Annotated in this window: 16 protein-coding genes; 13 read left to right on the top strand and 3 right to left on the bottom strand. The window is 67.7% G+C overall.

Going from position 1 to position 17,481, the window contains the following annotated elements:
- Positions 1–41: 41 nt before the first annotated feature.
- The 8 genes from AB8P05_RS14295 to kduD all read left to right on the top strand — a co-directional run bounded on the left by AB8P05_RS14295 (position 42) and on the right by kduD (position 7,818).
- Positions 42–383 (top strand): hypothetical protein, encoded by a 342-nt coding sequence (locus AB8P05_RS14295; protein WP_472759779.1) that lies wholly within the window; start codon positions 42–44, stop codon positions 381–383.
- Complete coding sequence (locus AB8P05_RS14290; protein ID WP_472759778.1) at positions 356–1,198, top strand: alpha/beta fold hydrolase; 843 nt, start codon at positions 356–358, stop codon at positions 1,196–1,198. The genes AB8P05_RS14295 and AB8P05_RS14290 overlap by 28 nt, the downstream gene beginning before the upstream one ends.
- 11 nt (positions 1,199–1,209) lie before the next feature.
- On the top strand, positions 1,210–1,812 hold the full coding sequence (locus AB8P05_RS14285) for a histidine phosphatase family protein (RefSeq protein WP_472759777.1): 603 nt from the start codon (positions 1,210–1,212) through the stop codon (positions 1,810–1,812).
- Between the two features lie 87 nt (positions 1,813–1,899).
- The gene (locus AB8P05_RS14280) at positions 1,900–3,576 is read left to right on the top strand and encodes a methyl-accepting chemotaxis protein (protein ID WP_472759776.1); all 1,677 of its coding nucleotides are present in this window, start codon (positions 1,900–1,902) and stop codon (positions 3,574–3,576) included.
- Between the two features lie 171 nt (positions 3,577–3,747).
- Entirely contained in the window at positions 3,748–4,872 is a 1,125-nt protein-coding gene (locus tag AB8P05_RS14275) for a malate/lactate/ureidoglycolate dehydrogenase (RefSeq protein WP_472759775.1), read from the top strand.
- Between the two features lie 217 nt (positions 4,873–5,089).
- On the top strand, positions 5,090–6,106 hold the full coding sequence (gene kdgT, locus AB8P05_RS14270) for a 2-keto-3-deoxygluconate transporter (RefSeq protein ID WP_472759772.1): 1,017 nt from the start codon (positions 5,090–5,092) through the stop codon (positions 6,104–6,106).
- Between the two features lie 102 nt (positions 6,107–6,208).
- Positions 6,209–7,045, top strand: coding sequence for a 5-dehydro-4-deoxy-D-glucuronate isomerase (gene kduI / locus AB8P05_RS14265; protein ID WP_472759771.1), 837 nt, complete (start codon positions 6,209–6,211; stop codon positions 7,043–7,045).
- 14 nt (positions 7,046–7,059) lie between these two features.
- On the top strand, positions 7,060–7,818 hold the full coding sequence (kduD, locus tag AB8P05_RS14260; RefSeq protein ID WP_472759770.1) for a 2-dehydro-3-deoxy-D-gluconate 5-dehydrogenase KduD: 759 nt from the start codon (positions 7,060–7,062) through the stop codon (positions 7,816–7,818).
- A gap of 71 nt (positions 7,819–7,889) precedes the next feature.
- Here the strand turns inward: kduD and AB8P05_RS14255 are convergent, their stop codons facing one another.
- Together AB8P05_RS14255 and AB8P05_RS14250 are read right to left on the bottom strand one after the other, a co-directional pair.
- Positions 7,890–9,053 (bottom strand): hypothetical protein, encoded by a 1,164-nt coding sequence (locus AB8P05_RS14255; protein ID WP_472759774.1) that lies wholly within the window; start codon positions 9,051–9,053, stop codon positions 7,890–7,892.
- Positions 9,054–9,061: 8 nt separating this feature from the next.
- Positions 9,062–10,303 (bottom strand): polysaccharide pyruvyl transferase family protein, encoded by a 1,242-nt coding sequence (locus AB8P05_RS14250; protein ID WP_472759768.1) that lies wholly within the window; start codon positions 10,301–10,303, stop codon positions 9,062–9,064.
- Between the two features lie 742 nt (positions 10,304–11,045).
- Between AB8P05_RS14250 and rpoH the strand changes: the two genes are divergently transcribed.
- Positions 11,046–11,990, top strand: a complete 945-nt coding sequence (gene rpoH, locus AB8P05_RS14245; RefSeq protein WP_472759767.1) for an RNA polymerase sigma factor RpoH — start codon at positions 11,046–11,048, stop codon at positions 11,988–11,990.
- Positions 11,991–12,077: 87 nt separating this feature from the next.
- Here the strand turns inward: rpoH and hypA are convergent, their stop codons facing one another.
- A complete protein-coding gene (gene hypA, locus AB8P05_RS14240; protein WP_472759766.1) occupies positions 12,078–12,419 on the bottom strand; it encodes a hydrogenase maturation nickel metallochaperone HypA in 342 nt (113 codons plus the stop codon).
- Between the two features lie 551 nt (positions 12,420–12,970).
- On the opposite strand from hypA, the gene AB8P05_RS14235 reads away from it, so the two are divergent.
- From AB8P05_RS14235 to AB8P05_RS14220, 4 genes are all read left to right on the top strand, one after another.
- Positions 12,971–13,447 (top strand): 4Fe-4S dicluster domain-containing protein, encoded by a 477-nt coding sequence (locus AB8P05_RS14235; RefSeq protein ID WP_472759765.1) that lies wholly within the window; start codon positions 12,971–12,973, stop codon positions 13,445–13,447.
- 2 nt (positions 13,448–13,449) lie between these two features.
- Positions 13,450–15,255, top strand: coding sequence for an aldehyde ferredoxin oxidoreductase family protein (locus tag AB8P05_RS14230; protein WP_472759764.1), 1,806 nt, complete (start codon positions 13,450–13,452; stop codon positions 15,253–15,255).
- Positions 15,256–15,338: 83 nt separating this feature from the next.
- Positions 15,339–15,611: a MoaD/ThiS family protein gene (locus tag AB8P05_RS14225; protein ID WP_472759763.1), complete on the top strand. Its 273-nt coding sequence runs from the start codon at positions 15,339–15,341 to the stop codon at positions 15,609–15,611.
- A gap of 14 nt (positions 15,612–15,625) precedes the next feature.
- Positions 15,626–17,476: an NADH-quinone oxidoreductase subunit 5 family protein gene (locus tag AB8P05_RS14220; protein ID WP_472759762.1), complete on the top strand. Its 1,851-nt coding sequence runs from the start codon at positions 15,626–15,628 to the stop codon at positions 17,474–17,476.
- Positions 17,477–17,481: the final 5 nt, after the last annotated feature.

Below are 17,481 nucleotides of genomic sequence, written 5' to 3'. Positions count from 1 at the left end.
CATCGATCCCCCACCCATCGATCAAGGAGGCGAAGACGCCCATGCCTGACCAGATGCTCGTGGAGCCCCTTCGCGCCATGCCGGCCCCGCCGCCCTGCGGCGGCCAGACCCTTCCCGCCGACGGCCGCCACGGCCGCGCGATGGAGGCGCTGCGCGCCACGCTGGATGCGCTCGGCATCGGATCGGCCGAGGATATCAACTGGAAGACCTATGAAACGATCATGCGGGTGATCGAGCCGCTGATCGGCGCCGGCCACAGCTTGCGCCATTTCGACTACACCCACAGCGCCGAACTGCAGCCCGGAACGGTGGAGCGGCTGCGCAGCGACTACAGCATCCGCCTCGCCTACACGGAGTGGGGGACCCGCGGAATCCGGCGCTGATCTGCCTCGGCGGCATCGCCAATTCGGCCCGGCGCTTCGACTATGTCGCCCGCGCGCTGTCGCGCCATTACCATGTCCTGTGCCTGGACTGGGCGGGACGCGGCCGCAGCGGCTGGCTGGCGGAACAGTCCGACTACAGCTTCGACGGCAACGTCGCCCAAGTGCTGGCGCTGATCCGGCACAAGCGGCTGGGATCGGTCACGCTGCTCGGCTCCTCGCTCGGCGGCAATGTCGCGATGCGGGTGGCGGCCGAGGCGCCGGAGCTGGTCGACGGGCTGATCCTGAACGACATCGGTCCCTTCATCCCGAACGAGCGCCGCCGCCGCCGCGCCGAATCGGTCGCCCGCCATTATGTCTTCCGCCATCCGGCCCAGCTGTTCCACCGCACCGGCGCCGCCCAGAAGAATGACGGGCCGGTGGACGACACCGTGCTGCTGCACAACAGCTTCCACCAGACCCGCTGGTCGGAGGAGAATGGCGGCCGCGTCTACCGCCACGACATCCGCGCGCTGCAATGCTACCGCGACGGCGCCGCCCAGGACCACGACCAGTGGGACGACTGGCAGCGGGTATGCTGTCCGGTCCTGCTGGTCCACGGCATGATGAGCGACGCCCTGCAGGAGTCGACCATCGCTCGGATGATGGAGAAGCCGCGGGTCGGCGTCGTCCATGTGCCGGACGTCGGCCATACCCCGACGCTGAGCGATCCGCTGCACATCGATGTCCTGCGCCGCTGGATGGCGTCGCCCCATGGCTGGCCGGCGGAAAGCACCATCGGCTGGACCGCGGGCGCCGACCGCATCCTGTTCCGCTGAGGGGGCTGGCGATGACCGACCGGTTCCATTTCGTGCGCCACGGCCAGACCGAGGACAACCGCCGCGGCGTGCGCTGCGGCGGTGACCGCGACGTTGCGCTGACCGAACAAGGCATCGAACAGGCCCGCCGGGCGGCGGAGCGATTCCGCGCCCAGGGGCACGATTGCGGCCTCGTGATCGCCGGGCCGTTGCGGCGCACCGCCGTCACCGGCGCCCTGTTCGCCGAGGCGCTCGGCGTCCCGCTTCTCTCCCGCGACCGGCTGCGCGAGCGCCGGCTGGGGGAGTGGAACGGGCTGCCGATCGATCTGACCCGCCCCTGGTTCGCCGCCGGCGAAACACCGCCGGGCGGGGAGAGCGAGGGCACGTTCGCCGCGCGTGTCCTCGACGGCGTGGAAGAACTCGCCAATCCCGCCGCCGACCTGCTGGCCCGCCGGCCGCTGCTGGTCGGCAGCAAGGGGATCGGCCGCATCCTGCTGCACCGTCTGGCCGGCCGGCCGGGGGTGGAGCTGGAGAATTGCGAAGTCGTGGCCTTCACCCGCCTATCCGCCCCGCCGGGCGGGCCGGGGCGGTGGCGCTGCGACCAGCTGGAGAGACTGGCCGGATGCGCGGCCTGACCGAAGACGACCAACCGACCAACAGAATCTTACGAAGCGTGGATGCCATGCGGTGCCGCGTGGATCAGGACTGAGGAGAAGGGCGTTATGAAGCTCAAGATTGGTACGCGGCTGATGCTGCTGGTGTTCGGCGTGGCGCTGCTCAGCACGCTTGCCGGCGCCACCGTCCACCTGACGGGAATGCGCACGAACCTGATCGAACAGCGCAAGGCCAAGGTCAAGGAGATGGTCGACGCCGCGTCTTCCGTGATCGCGCTGTATGGCGAGCAGGAGAAGGCCGGCAAGCTGCAGCGCGCGGAAGCGCAGGAGCTTGCCCGCAACGCCGTGCGCGCCATGCGCTATGGCAACGGCGAGTATTTCTTCGTCTATGACTATTCCGGCGTCAGCCTGGTCCACGGCCTGCGCCCGCAGGTCGAGGGCAAGAACCTGCTGAACCTGAAGGACCCCGACGGCGTTCCCTTCAACGTGCAGATGACGGACGCCGCCAAGGCCGGCGGCGGCTTCGTCGCCTTCCGCCACAAGCGCACCGACACCGCCGACCCGTCGCCGAAGATTGCCTACGCCACCGGCTATCAGCCCTGGCAGTGGATGATCGGCACCGGCGTCTACACCGACGACGTCGATGCGGAATTCCAGGCCCGCGCCCTGCGTGAACTGGGCGTCACCCTGCTGCTGCTGGCGATCAGCGTCGGCATCGGCATCTGGGTGTCGCGCGGCCTGTCGCGTCCGCTGCTGGCGGTCCGCGACGTCCTTGGCCGCATCGGCGGCGGCGACCTGACCGTCACCGTGCCCCATGCCGACCGCCCGGACGAGATCGGCGACATGGCCCGCGCCGTGGCCGGCCTCGCCACCACCCTGCAGACCGCCCGCGACGAGAGCCAGCGTGCCGAGCTGGACCGCGCTGCCCGCGACATCCAGCGCGAGCGCCTGTCCGCCCGCGCCGCCGAGTTCGCCCGCGCGATGGACGAGGTCGTGGCGACGCTCAGCACCACCACCGTCGCCCTGCACGAGCGCACCGCGGCGCTCAGCAACGACGCCGCCAGCACCACCGATCAGGCCCACGCCGCCGCCGGAGCGGCCCAGGGCGCGTCCGACAGCGTCGAGTCGGCCGCTCTCGCCAGCGAGGAGCTGCGCGGGTCCATCGCCGCCATCAGTCGTCAGGTGGAAAGCGCCGCCCAGACCGCGTCGCGCGCGGTGACCGAGACCTCCAACACCACCGGCATCGTCACCGGACTCGCGTCCGCCGCCGAGCAGATCGGCGCGGTGGTGGAACTGATCAACTCCATCGCCGGGCAGACCAACCTGCTGGCGCTGAACGCCACCATCGAAGCGGCGCGTGCCGGCGAGGCCGGCAAGGGCTTCGCCGTGGTGGCCAGCGAGGTGAAGAGCCTCGCCACCCAGACCGCCAAGGCGACCGAGGACATCCAGTCGCAGGTGGGGGCGATCCGTGCGGCGACCGCCAACGCCATCGGCGCCATCGAGGGCATCGCCAGCCTGATCACCAATCTCAGCGCCCTGAACGGCGAGGTGGCGTCCGCTGTGCAGCAGCAGGAGGCGGCGACCCACCAGATCTTCGCCAACGCCCGTGCCGCCGCCGACAACTCCCGTCAGGTCACCAGCAGCGTCGGTTCGCTGTCCTCGACTATGACCACCACCAGCGAGCGGATGCGTCTGGTGTCCACCAGCGTGGAGAGCGTGTCGGAACAGTCGGAGCGTCTGAAGGACGAGGTCCGGCGCTTCGTGGCCGAAGTCAACGCGGCCTGACCGAAAGGCGGGGCGGCTCCCGGCGGTACAGGCCGCCGGGAGCCGCCCAGCGTCGTTTTTACCCTCATCTCTGCCCTCCCTTTTCCACCCTTGTTCCGGTTGTGCATACGGGACCAAATAGGGACCTTAAATGGGGCCGTCGTCCGGTGGCGGCGGTCGGGAAGGCAGATGATGACAGAGACTCAAAAGGACCCCTTCGCCGCGGCGGCATCCTTCAATGCCGGCGTCTATGGCACCAGCATCCGGCCGGTGAAGGCCGACAGGCTGGCCGAGGCCGTGCGTCGCCTGCTGCGGGCGGCCGGCAGCGAAGAGGAGGAGGCGCGGGTTGTCGCCGACCATCTGGTCGAGGCGAATCTGCGCGGGCATGACAGCCACGGCGTCGGCATGCTCGCCATGTATATGCCGGCCATCGCGGCCGGGCTGCTGCGCCCCAACCAGCATGCGACCGTGATCGGCGAATCCGGTCCCTTCCTGTCGGTCGCCGGCGGTAGCGGCTATGGGCAGGTGATCGCGCGGGAGGCGACGGACCTCGCCATCGCGCGGGCGCGGCGGGACGGGCTGGCGGTTCTGTCCCTGCGCGACAGCCACCACATCGGCCGGGTCGGATCCTATGGCGAGCAGTGCAGCGACGCCGGCCTCGTCGTCTTGGCCTTCGTCAATGTCGTCACCCGTCCGGCGGTGGCGCCGCATGACGGCACCCGGCCGCGGCTGGGCACCAACCCGATCTGCATCGCGGTCCCGGCCACGCAGTCGACACCGGCCCTGATCCTCGATTTCGCTACCAGCGCCGTGGCCGTCGGCAAATGCCGCGTCGCCATGGGCAAGGGGCAGGAGATGGCGCCCGGCCTGCTGCTCGATTCACAGGGCGAGGCCACGCGCGACCCCGGCGTGATGTTCCGGGACCCTTCCGGCGCGCTGCTGCCGCTGGGCGGCCATAAGGGGTTCGGCCTGTCGCTGATGTGCGACGTGCTGGCCGGGGCGCTGGCGTCGGCGATGCCCGGCACGCCGTCGCACCAGGATTCCGGCCGGGTGATGAACAACATGTTCGCCATCGTCTTCGACCCGGCGCGCGGCGGCAATGCGCAGTGGGCCGCGGATCTCGACGAACTGGTCGCCTATCTCCGCGACACTCCCACCGCACCCTGCGCCGACTCCATCCAGATGCCGGGCGAGCCGGAAAGCCGCACCCGCCGGCAGCGGCTGGCCGACGGCATCCCGCTCGACGGCGCCACCCTGGCGATGCTGGACAGCCTGGGCCGGGAGCGCGGCGTGGAGTTGGCCGAACTGCTGGCCTGACCCGTTCGCGACGCCAGAGGGGCGCGGCCGCAGCCGCTTCCGCGCCCTTGCATCTCCCTATCGGTGCCCGCCTGCCTGCGAAAAATCCGAATTGATCCACATCAAAGCCTTTCGCAGCGCTGTGTACTAGTATACTAGTACACACGAACACAACGCGGCCTGCGAGCCGCGCGCTCCCGGCGCAAACCCCGAGCGGGCATTTCAGGAGCCTAGCGTCATGAACATCAAGAAGCGCATAGACAGCATCCCCGGCGGGATGATGATCGTTCCCCTGTTCCTCGGTGCGTGCCTGAACACCTTCGCCCCGAACACCGGCAAGTTCTTCGGCTCCTTCACCAACGGGCTGATCACCGGCACCCTGCCGATCCTGTCGGTCTGGTTCTTCTGCATCGGCGCGAGCATCAGCCTGAAGGCCACTCCGCTGGTCCTGCGCAAGAGCGGCGTCCTGGTTTCGGTGAAGATCCTGACCGCCGCACTGGCCGGCGTCGTCGCCTCCTGGTTCATCCCGACCGAGGGCATCACGTCCGGTTTCCTGACCGGCCTGTCGGTTCTGGCGATCATCGCCGCGATGAACGACACCAACGGCGGCATGTACATGGCGCTGATGCAGCAGTACGGCACCAAGGAAGAGGCCGGCGCCTTCTGCCTGATGTGCCTGGAATCCGGCCCCTTCATGACCATGGTCACGCTGGGCATCGCCGGTCTGGCCGTCTTCCCGTGGCAGACCATGGTCGGCGCCCTGCTGCCCTTCGTCATCGGCTTCGCGCTGGGCAACCTGGACAAGGATCTGCGTGCCTTCTTCACCCAGGGCGTGGGCGTGATGGTTCCCTTCTTCGCCTTTGCGCTGGGCAACAACCTGAACTTCACCACGATCCTGAACACCGGCCTGCTGGGCATCGTGCTGGGTCTCGCCGTGATCGTCGTCACCGGCACGACGCTGGTCCTGGCCGACATCTTCCTGGCCAAGGGCAACGGCACGGCCGGCATCGGCGCCGCCTCCACCGCCGGTGCGGCCGTCACCGTCCCGCCGATCATCGCCTCGATCGAGCCGTCCTTCGCCCCGAGCGCCCCGGCCGCCACGGCGCTGGTCGCCACCAGCGTGGTCGTCACCGCCCTGCTGACGCCGCCGCTGACCGCCTGGTGGGCCCGCCGCTTCGGTGTCCTGTCGCCCCGCTACCAGGCCGCCGAAGCCGCCAAGGCCGCCCAGCCGGCGCAGGCCGTCGCCGCCGAATAACAGCTCATCGCAGTCCCGGCAGCGGTCCGCCGCCGCCGGGGCCGCCTGACTTCAAACGGGTCCGATGCCAGCGTCATCGCCCGCATTCAGAGGAACGCCGTCATGAAGATCACCACCCGGTACGACACCCATCCCGCCGACGCGCGCAACTACGACACCCAGACCCTGCGCGACCGCTATCTGATCGAGTCGATCTTCCAGGCCGACGACATCGTCCTGACCTACAGCCATGTCGACCGCGTCATCGCCGGCGGCGCCATGCCGGTTTCCGCCCCGCTCACCCTGGTCGCGACCAAGGAGATCGGTGCCGACACCTTCCTGGAGCGCCGCGAACTCGGCCTGTTCAACGTCGGCGGCGCCGGCCGCGTGACCGTCGACGGCACCGTCTATGACCTGGAGACCCGCGACGCCCTTTATGTCGCGATGGGCAGCGTCGACGTCCGCTTCGAGAGCGTGGACAGCGCCAACCCGGCCAAGTTCTATATGGCCAGCACCCCGGCCCATGCCCGGTTCGAGACTATGAAGATCTCGGCCGCCCAGGCCAAGCAGCGTCCGCTGGGCGAGACCGCGACCGGCAACAAGCGGGTCATCTACCAGATGATCCACCCCGACGTGGTCCGCACCGCCCAGTTGGTCATGGGCCTGACCGTGCTGGAAAACGGCAACATGTGGAACAGCATGCCCTGCCACACCCACGAGCGCCGCTGCGAGGTCTATTTCTACTTCGACCTGCCGGAGAGCGCGCGGCTGTTCCACTTCATGGGCGAGCCGACCGAGACGCGCCACCTGCTGGTCGCCAACGAGCAGGCGGTGATCTCGCCCTCCTGGTCGATCCATTGCGGCGTCGGCACCCACAGCTACTCGTTCATCTGGGCGATGGGCGGCGACAACCAGACCTTCGACGACATGGACCAGGTTCCCCTGGCCTCGATGCGCTAACGGAGACGCGACACATGACCAAGCCTTTCGATCTGACCGGCAAGGTGGCCCTCGTTACCGGCGCCAACACCGGCATCGGGCAGGGCATCGCCCTGGCTCTGGCCCAGGCCGGCGCCGACATCGCCGCCGTCGACGTCGTCTCGCTGGACGAGACCAAAAGCCTCGTCGAGGCCGCCGGCCGCAAGTTCCATGGCATCCACGCCGACCTGACCAGCATCGCCCCGGTCCAGGGGCTGGTGGAGGAGACGGTCGGCACCTTCGGCCAGCTGGACATCCTGGTCAACAATGCCGGCCTGATCCGTCGTGCCGACGCGGTGGACTTCTCCGAGGCCGACTGGGACCTGGTGATGAACATCAACATCAAGACGGTGTTCTTCCTCTGCCAGGCCTTCGGCCGCTACGCGATCGAAAACGGGCGCAAGGGCAAGATCGTCAACATCGCGTCCATGCTGTCCTTCCAGGGCGGCATCCGCGTGCCCTCCTACACCGCATCGAAGAGCGGCGTCGCCGGCATCACCAAGCTGCTGGCCTGCGAATGGGCGGGCAAGGGCATCAACGTGAACGCCATCGCGCCGGGCTACGTCGCCACCAACAACACCGCCGCCCTGCGCGCCGACGAGAAGCGGAACGCCGAGATCCTCGGCCGCATCCCGGCCGGCCGCTGGAGCGTGCCGTCCGACATCGGCGGCCCGGCGGTGTTCCTGGCCTCCGAGGCGGCCGACTACATCCACGGCACCATCCTGCCGGTCGACGGCGGCTGGCTGGCGCGCTGAGCGCCGGGGGAACCACGGTTCCGAGCTTGTTGCACGGCCTGCATTCCGGGTTCGCCCCGGGATGCAGGCCGTCAGCGTTTATGGAGAGCGATCTCCACCGGCATGCGGACGAGGTCGCGGTTCCAGGTGATCTTGCATCCGGTCAGGTTCAGCCGCGTCATGTAGAGGTAGGCGGTCCCGCCGACATCCTCAAAATTGCGGCTCTCGCTGCCGGGGTCGAGCAGGGCGGGGTAGTCGAAGGCGGCAGAATCGCCGCAGCCGTAGCGGAACAGCAGGGGGGCCGCCCACAGCAGCTCCGGCTTCGACCAGGTGAGAAGGTCCGGAGAGGTGGTGGTCCACATGCCGGTCTGTCCGTCGCGGGTCATCGCCAGCGTGGCGATGAAATGCCCGCTCGCCCGGTGGCGGACGATGCTGCGAACGGTGCCTTGGAGTATTTCGGGCGCCACCGGGGCGCAGAGATGGGCTTCGGGCGTTTCGCTGGTCTGCCCATCGCGGACGAAGCGGACAGTGAAGGACTTCCCATCCCAGCCGCGCCAGGATTTCGGGTCGGCGAGATTGTCGGTCCGCATCAGGCAGGCGCCGCGCTTCTGCGCGCCGAACCGTTCCGCCCACAGGAAGGCGTACCAGTGGTCGCCGTTGCGGACGATGTTGCTGGGCGCGAAATAGCCGGTGCGGCGGCCGGCGTCGCCGCTGTAGGGATAGGGCAGGGTCGCGACGGTGTGGTCGGGCGGTGCTGCGCTCAGCCGGAAGCTCGCCCCGCCGTCGGTGGAGACGGCCGCGGTGATGCTGTTGCGCCAGCAGCGCATGTAGTCGCCGGAGGGGCAGAGCGCCCGCCGCTTCTGGGCATGGAACTCGTTGCTGACCAGCGCGAACACCGTGCTGCCGTCCAGCGTGTAGAAGGACGAGATCCAGCTGCGGTCGTCGTGCAGGCGCGGGTCGTCTTGCCCATGGCCCTGGAAGATGACGGCGCAGTTCGGCCGCACGTCGTCCAGCGACGGGCCGGTGAGGGCCCGCGCGGTGGAGTGCGAGGCGATCAGATGCACCGTGCCGCCGAAATCGCGGAAGGCGCGCGCCGGGGTGTCCGGCGCGTCGCTCTGCGCGCAGGCGTCGCTCTGCCAGGAGGTGACCGTTTCCGGTTCCCCGGCCTTCCTGACCGTCAGCGTCTGCGCTCCGGCCGTCCCGGACATGAGTGCCATGCCCAGGGACAGCGCGAGCGCCGCAGTCCGGCGGCGCATGGCCGGCATCACTTGCCGGCGGCGATGGACTTCAGGAAGGGGGCCGGCTGCAGCCGGTTGGCGACCAGGAAGTCCAGGTAGCGGGCGGCCGACTCCGCACGGTGGCGGTCATAGGCATCGGGATCGAAGGCGATCAGCGACTTCAGGCGGGTGCGGGTCAGCGGCGCCGTCAAGTCGGCGGCGTCGACATAGGGCACACCGGTGTTCTCGCACAGCTCGCGCGTGCGGGAGTCGATGGTCACCGTCAGGCCCATCCGCTCCGCCTGGATCGCCAGGGCGACGCCGTGATAACGGCAGCCGATGGTCAGGTCCTGCTGGCGCAGAGTATCCATCCAGGCCGGCACGTCATAGTAGGAGCGCATGTAGTTCCGGCACCAGCCCTTGAACTCCTCGAAGGAGTAATGCGGCACGGTATGGCGGTGGATTTCCTTCAGCGCATGCGGCTCGATGCCGTCGAACAGCCCGCGCGAGGCCTTGATCATCTCGCCCATCGACTGGACGATGTACTGGCCCGGCGCGATGGGGTCCATCATCAGGGCGATCAGCTGGTGTTCGATCTCCCGCGTCTTGACCCAGGCCTGATGGCCGCCGGCCACCGTGATCGAGCGCGGCAGGTCGAGCGCCGACCAGTTCGCGTGGATCTTCCGGCCCAGCCCTGGCGCTTGGTTCAGGAAATGCGACGGGCAGCCGCCCGGCAGGGAGCCGGTGATGCCGAGCTTTTCCAATTGCGCGGTGGTGTAGGCACCGCGGGTGTAGATGTTGGGCGAGGTGGCGGAGGACGGGTTCGACGCCGCGATCACCTGGGCCCAGCGCAGCGTGCCGGGGCTGAGTTCGATGTCGTGGTCATAGCTGTTCGCCTGGGCGCCGAGGCCGATGGCGACGACCGGCAGGCCCGACTTTTCCAGATTCTCCGCCATCTGCCCGTAGTCGGTGTGGCGGCCCAGCTGGTTGGCGCAGGGGATGACGATGATGTCGGCGTTGTTCCGCAGCGTTTCGGCCGAGGATCCCCAGCTGAAATGCTTCACCGGGTTGGTGATGTGGCTGCAGATCGAATGGACGAAGGCGAGGTTGCCGTTGTTGTGGCCGATGCCGTTGTACAGGTCGTCGAATGCGGCGTTCGAATACAGGCCGAGGTTCGGCGTCTTCCACAGCACCGCGACGCGCAGAGGCTGGGACGACGCTCGGCCGGCCCCTTGTCCGGAGGAGTGCGGCCGGTCGACAGGAGTATCGATGACGATGTCTTCAAGCATGTCGGCTCTAGCCTCGGGTCGGTGGATGCTGGAAACGAACCGACGGTATGCGCAGAAGAGGTATGACTGCAAGTGACATCCGAAAAATAACACAAAGAGGAGTTTCGCAGACTATGCTTAGAATTTCTATGCAATGTTGGGTAAGTATCGGATTTTTGGCTGATCGATGACCGGATCATCTGTTGCACCTCATGGAAATGGATCGAAATTCGAAAGAACGTCCTTCCAGGGCCATGAAGGTGCATTGCGGGGAGTGGCGGGCTTGAAACCGGCGGCGCGCCGTCCTATTTCAGGCAAGCTTCCCGGAGGTCGAGACACGGGATCAAGCGTAAGCTGAGGTGCCAGGAAAATTCGCCTGGGCACTCCTTGTATCCGTTGTGAAAATTCCTATATGGAGTCTGTTGCGCTGACGAAAGCGCCGGCCTCTACAGGATGGTTCCCGCCTTTGTGATCGTTTCGTTCCCTTCGGTTCGGCTGCGCTGAACGGCGTGGCCCTGCCTCTCCTCTCCGGCCCTGTGCCGTGCCGGCTGCCGCGATCCTTTCCCCGGTCGCGGCGCCGCCCGCGGGGCTGGAGAGGACCCCTACATGATCCCGCACCGCCACCGGTGCACGCCGTCCGGCAGCGTCGAATGCCGGCAACGCAATGAACAAACAGACCGAACGTCAACAGGACCGACCCGAACGACGCGGGGGGTAAGCCCCCGCGGCGCCGTTTCCGTCGGCTGGGAGAGACAGAGACACCATGCAGCGAGACGTCGATAACAACACCGTTCAAACCCGCACTACCCAACCCCGTACCGCCGAACCCCGTACCGCCGAACCGATGCAGCTCTATCTGCAGGACGCCCGCAAGTACCAGTACCTGACGGCCGAGCAGGAGCATGAGCTGGCCGTCCGCTGGCACGACCACAAGGACCCGGCGGCACTCGACAAGCTGGTCGGCAGCCACTTGCGGCTCGTCGTCAAGATGGCCCGGGGCTATCTCGGCTATGGCCTGCCGCTGGCCGATCTGGTGGCGGAAGGCAATGTCGGCGTCATGCAGGCGGCGCAGAAGTTCGATCCCTCCAAGGGCTTCCGCTTCGCCACCTATGCGTCCTGGTGGGTGCGGGCGGCGATCCAGGAATATGTCCTGCACAACTGGTCGCTGGTGAAGATCGGCACCACGGCCGGCCAGAAGAAGCTGTTCTTCAGCCTGCGTCGCCTGAAGGCGCGGATGCAGGAACTGGAGAGCGGCGACCTGTCGCCGGAAGCGGTGGAGAGCATCGCGACCGAGCTGAACGTGCCGAAGGCCGAGGTGGTGGAGATGAACCGCCGCCTGGGCAACGACCGCTCGCTGAATGTCGGCCTGTCGGAGGACGGCGACGCCGAATGGCAGGACCTGCTGGCCGACGACCGTCCCGACCAGGAGACGACGCTTGCCGACTCCGAGGAACGCCGCCGGCGCCAGCAGTTCCTGAAGCTCGGGCTGGGGGTGCTGGACGACCGCGAGCGCCAGATCCTGGTTGCCCGCCGCCTGCGCGACGAGCCGCTGACGCTGGAAGAGCTGAGCCAGACCTTCCACGTCTCGCGCGAGCGGGTCCGCCAGCTGGAGGTGCGTGCCTTCGAAAAGCTCCAGAAGGCGGTCATCGCCAACGCGCGGACGGAGCAGGCGGCGATGGAGAAGAACCGTCTGCTGACCCGCGCCTGATCGGGCGGGTTCGGACCTGGTGTTTTGAAATTGAGTGTCCTGGGGCGCGGCTTTCAAAAGGCCGCGCCTTTTTCTTGTCCGGATTCGTCACTCCCCCTCGAACGACACCACCCGCATGTCGCGGCCGGCCAGAAGGATGCGGTCATGGCCGCCGCAGGCGGGGCAGGGGGAGATCAGCGTTTCCGGGGAGAAGTCGGTTCCGCAGCCGCTACAGCGGGCCTTCAGCGCGATGCGGTTGACGATCAGGTCCGCGCCCGCCGCGTCCGTGCCCTCCGTCACGATGGGAAAGCAGAACAGCAGGGCGTCCGGATCGATGGCGGATGCAACGCCGATATCGACCGTCACCCGGGTGACCCGGTGCAATCCTTCACGCCGGGCGCTTTCCGCCACCATGGCGACGATGCTTTCGCACAGCGACAGTTCATGCATCGATTACACCCGCCGAACGACAAGCCGCCAATTGTATCAAGTCTTCACCGCAATCGGTCGGCGCGCGTTGATGTAAATCATATCGGAGCATGCCAAGCCGTGATAAAGCTGGCATGTCTGTTCCAAAGATTGCCAGACCCGCCTTCCAGACCAAGTCGCCAGACGGGCCCTATGTTTTTCCGATCATAGCGGGCCAAGATTATGAACGACACCTCGGCACATAGCCATCTCTTCCCCGACCTCCGCTCCCGCGGACCTTTCCACGGAATGGATCCGGTCGTCGCCGGCTGCCATCCGCCCTGAGCCGGGATCCGTCCTGACGGACCGGCATCGTCCCCGGACCGGTCCCCGACGGACTCGACCCGCGCATCCCGCGCGCCGCAGGCCGGCGCCTTCCCTGTCGACGCGATAGCACCGCCCGTCATTGCGGCGGTGATCCCTATTGCGTGCGGGGTGCGGGACCATCCGGGGTCATCCCAGAGCCGGACGCGCAAGAACGGCCGCCCACCGCAAGCGGCGCCCGCGTCACGGTATCGAGGAGGTCATCGACCATGAGCATGATGCTGATGATCCATCCGGACAAATGCACCGGATGCCGCAACTGCGAACTGGCATGCTCCATGGAGCATGAGGGAAGCTTTCGCCCGAAAGCGTCCCGCATCCATGTCTATACGTGGGAGCGCGAAGGTTTCTCCGTTCCCATGATGTGCCAGCAGTGCAAGGAGCCCGCCTGCGTCGCCGTCTGCATGCCCAAGGCCATGCACCGCAATCCGGCGAATGGGCAGGTGGAGTTGGATGCCGGGAAGTGCATCGGCTGCAAGATGTGCGTGCAGGCCTGCCCCTTCGGCTGCGCGTCCTGGGATTTCCAGAGCCTGCAGATCCTGAAATGCGACACCTGCGACGGTGCGCCGTCCTGCGCGGCCATCTGCCCCACCCACGCGCTTGAATGGGTCGAGGACACCGTTTCGGCGCAGGCGCGCAAGCGCTCCTTCGCCGCCAAGCTCAAGAACGCCTTCGCGGAGGTCTGATCATGCATGGCTGGATTGGAAAAATCCTTCGGGTCGATCTCGGCACCGGCAAGATCGCGACCGAAGCGATGAAGCCCGACCTAGCGCGCGATTACATCGGCGCCCGCGGGCTGGGCACCAAATACATGTATGACGAGGTCGATCCCACGGTGGATCCGCTGTCGCCGGCGAACAAGCTGATCTTTGCCTCCGGGCCGATGACCGGCACCTTCGCGCCGTCGGCGGGCCGCTACGACGTTGTCACCAAGGGGCCGCTGACCGGCACCATCGCCGCGTCGAACTCCGGCGGCGCCTGGGGGCCGGAGCTGAAATATGCCGGCTATGACATGCTGATCCTGGAAGGCCGCGCCGCCAAGCCGGTCTATCTGTGGATCCAGGACGACAAGGTGGAAATCCGCGACGCCGCCCATCTGTGGGGCAAGGACGTGCCGGAAACCACCGAGGCCCTGAACGCCGAGACGGCCGCCGACGCCAAGATCGCCTGCATCGGCCCGGCGGGCGAGAAGCTGTCCTACATCGCCTCCATCATGAACGACATGCAGCGCGCGGCCGGCCGCACCGGCGTGGGCGCCGTGATGGGATCGAAGAACCTGAAGGCGGTGGTGGTGCGCGGCACCGGCGCCGTCACGGTGGCCGACAAGGAAGCCTTCCTGGCCGCGGTTGCCAAGGCCAGCACCATGATCAAGGAGCATCCGGTCGGCGGCACCGGCCTGCGGCTCTACGGCACCAACGTGCTGGTCAACATCCTGAATTCGGTGGGCGGGCTGCCGACCGGCAACTTCCAGGACGGCCATTTCCCGACCGCCGACAAGGTGGGCGGCGAGACGCTGGCGGCCAACCAGCTGCAGCGCCCGAAGGGCTGCTTCTCCTGCATCATCTCCTGCGGCCGCGCCACCAAGGTCAGCAACCCCAAATACAAGGGCGAGGGCGAAGGGCCGGAGTACGAGACCGCCTGGGGCTTTGGGCCGGACTGCCGGATCGACGACCTGGATGCGGTGGTTAAGGCCAACTATTACTGCAACGAATATGGTCTCGACACCATCTCCATGGGCGGCACGGTCGCCTGCGCCATGGAGCTGTTCCACCGCGGCATCATCACGCGTGACGACACCGAAGGGCTGGACCTCGACTTCGGCAACGCCGACGCGATGGTGGAGGCGGTGCGGCTGACCGGCCTGGGGCAGGGCTTCGGCAAGAAGCTGGCGCTGGGATCCTACCGGCTGGCGAGCCTCTACGGCCATCCGGAACTGTCGATGACCGTCAAGAAGCAGGAGATGCCGGCCTACGATCCGCGCGCGGTGCAGGGCATCGGCCTGAACTATGCCACCAACAACCGCGGCGGCTGCCATGTCCGCGGCTATACCATCAGCCCCGAAGTGCTGGGCGTGCCGGTGAAGGTCGACAAGGACAGCATCGACGGCAAGGCCGAGCTGGTGGCCCTGTTCCAGAACCTGACGGCGGCGCTGGATTCGAGCGGATCCTGCCTGTTCACCACCTTCGGCATCGGCGCGCCGGAATTCGCCGAGCTGATGACCGCGCTGACCGGCTTCGCCTACACCGGCGACAGCTTCATCGAGGCGGGCGAGCGGATCTGGAACCTGGAGCGGCTGTGGAACCTGAAGGCCGGCCTGACCGCCGCCGACGACACGCTGCCGCCGCGCCTGCTCAACGAGCCGATCGTGACCGGCGCATCGAAGGGGGCGGTCAGCCGCCTGCCGGAGATGCTGCCGCTCTATTACGGTGCCCGCGGCTGGGACGCCCAAGGCGTGCCGACCAAGGAGAAGCTGAGCGCCCTGGCGCTGGCCTGACACCACCGGACCGCCGCCGCACCCTGCGGCGGCGGCCCCGATGGTGGTGTCGGTGGCGATCCGGGCAGGAAGGCAGCTGTGCCATGAAAGTCTCCTATTTCGCGCTGTTGCGCGAAGCCACCAAGAAACGCAGCGAGATCTGGGAACGGCCGGCACCCATCGTCCGCGACCTGCTGCGCGATTTGGTCGCCGAATACGGCCCCAACTTCGCCCGCTGGATCCTGAAGGACGGTGAACTGGCCGGCTTTGCCATCATCCTGGTCAACGGCCAGGACGTGCGCGGCCTGCAAGGGCTGGATACGCCGCTGACCCCGGATTCCGACGTCTTCATCTTTCCGCCGCTGGCCGGCGGCTGAGAAAGGGGCGAGCCATGACCTTTGTAACGCTCCCCATTCTTCTTCTGCTCGGCGGCTTCGTCCTGCAACTGCTGCTCGCCCGTGTGCTGACGCCGGTCGGCAAGGGCGTGCTCGCCACTGCGGCGGTCTTCGCCTCCTTCCTCGCCACGCTGCCGCTGGTGCCCGCCGGCATGGCCGGCATCGCGATGCAGGCGCCGCTGCTGCCGGTGTGGGACGGGCCATTCTCCCTCGCCCTGCGCATCGACGGGCTGGGCATCCTGTTCATGCTGATGGGTACCGGCATCGGCGCCGCCATCCTGCTGTTCTCCGTCCGCTACATGGAACATGAGGAGCAGGGCACGACGCGCTTCTACGCCATCATGCTGGTCTTCATCGCCGGGCTGCTGCTGCTGGCGGGTGCGGCCGACATGCTGGGCGCCTATATGGCGTGGGAGGTGATCGGGCTGTGTTCCTACAGTCTGGTCGGCTTCTGGTACCGGCAAAGGGCGGCGACCGACGGCGCCCGCAAGGTGCTGGTCATCACCCATCTGGCGGGCTACGGCTTCCTAATCGGGCTGGTGCTGGTCTATTCCCGCGCCGGCACGCTGGACTGGACCGATCCGGCGGTGGCATCCGCCTTCACGTCCGGCGTCGCGGCGCTGTTCATCGTCGCGGCGATGGCGAAGTCGGTGATGTTTCCGCTGCACAGCTGGATCCCGGAGGCGATGAACGCCCCGACCCCGGTGTCGGCGCTGCTGCACTCCGCCTGCTACGTCAAGGCCGGCGTCTATCTGATCGCCCGCATGTATGTGGTGGGTGACGGGCAGTGGCAGGGGGCGCTGGAAGTGCCGCTGCTGGCGGTCGGCTGCGTCACCATCCTGGTCGGCGTCATCTTCGCCATGGCGCAGACCGACCTGAAGCGGCTGCTGGCCTTCCACACCGTCAGCCAGCTCGGCTACATCGTCGTCGGGCTGGCGCTGGGCACCGATCTCGGGCTGGCGGCCGGGCTGTTCTATTGCCTGAGCCATGCGCTGTTCAAGGGCACGCTGTTCATGTGCGCCGGCGCCATCCAGCACGCCACCGGCACCCGCGATCTGCGGGAGTTGGGCGGGCTCGCCACCGCGATGCCGGGAACGGCGAAGGTGTGGATCGTCGCCGCCGCCTCCATCGCCGGCGTGCCGTTGACCAACGGCTTCGTCGCCAAATGGCTGCTGTTCGGCGCCGCTCTCGACAAGGGGCTGCTGGTGGTGGTGCTGGTCGGCTGGATCGGCAGCATCCTGACCGCATTCTCTTTCCTAAAGGCCACCGTCAACGCCTTCTACGGCGTGCCGTCCAAGGCGATGCTCGGCCGTCCGGTGCATGAGGCGTCGCCCAGCATGCTGGCCGGCATGGGCTCCATGGCCGGGCTGTGCCTGGTCTTCGGGCTGGCGCCGCAGTTGCTGATGGTGCCGGTGGTGGCGCCGGCCGTGCAGTCGCTCGGCTTCGACTGGGCGGTGCAGATGAGCTGGCTCGGCATCCTGACCGACCGCGGCAGCATCGCGATGACCGTCGGCGGCGCGGTGGTGCTGGCTTCGGCCATGCTGGGGCTGCTGGTCTACCGGCTGGCCCAGGCGCCCGCGCCCGGACTGGTCTCGGTCTATTCCGGCGGGGAGCCGCTGCCGGCCGGCGACCGGCCCGGCGCGGTGGACTTCGCCGAGATGGCCGAGCACGCCTTCCATCCCGTCTATTCGCTCGATCCCGATCCCGCCTACCTGCGGATCTGGCGCGGCCTGACCCGTGTGGCCGGTGCGGCGCAGACCGCGGCAGGTGCCGTCTTCGAGGATCGTCCGCTCCTGGCCATCGGTCTCGTCGCGGTCGCGGCGCTGGCCGGCGTGTGGCTGGTCTGAGCGCA

Source organism: Azospirillum sp. VT-I1 (assembly GCF_055698305.1).
Note: the sequence above shows the minus strand (reverse complement) of the source record. Positions and strands in the feature narration are given on the sequence as shown.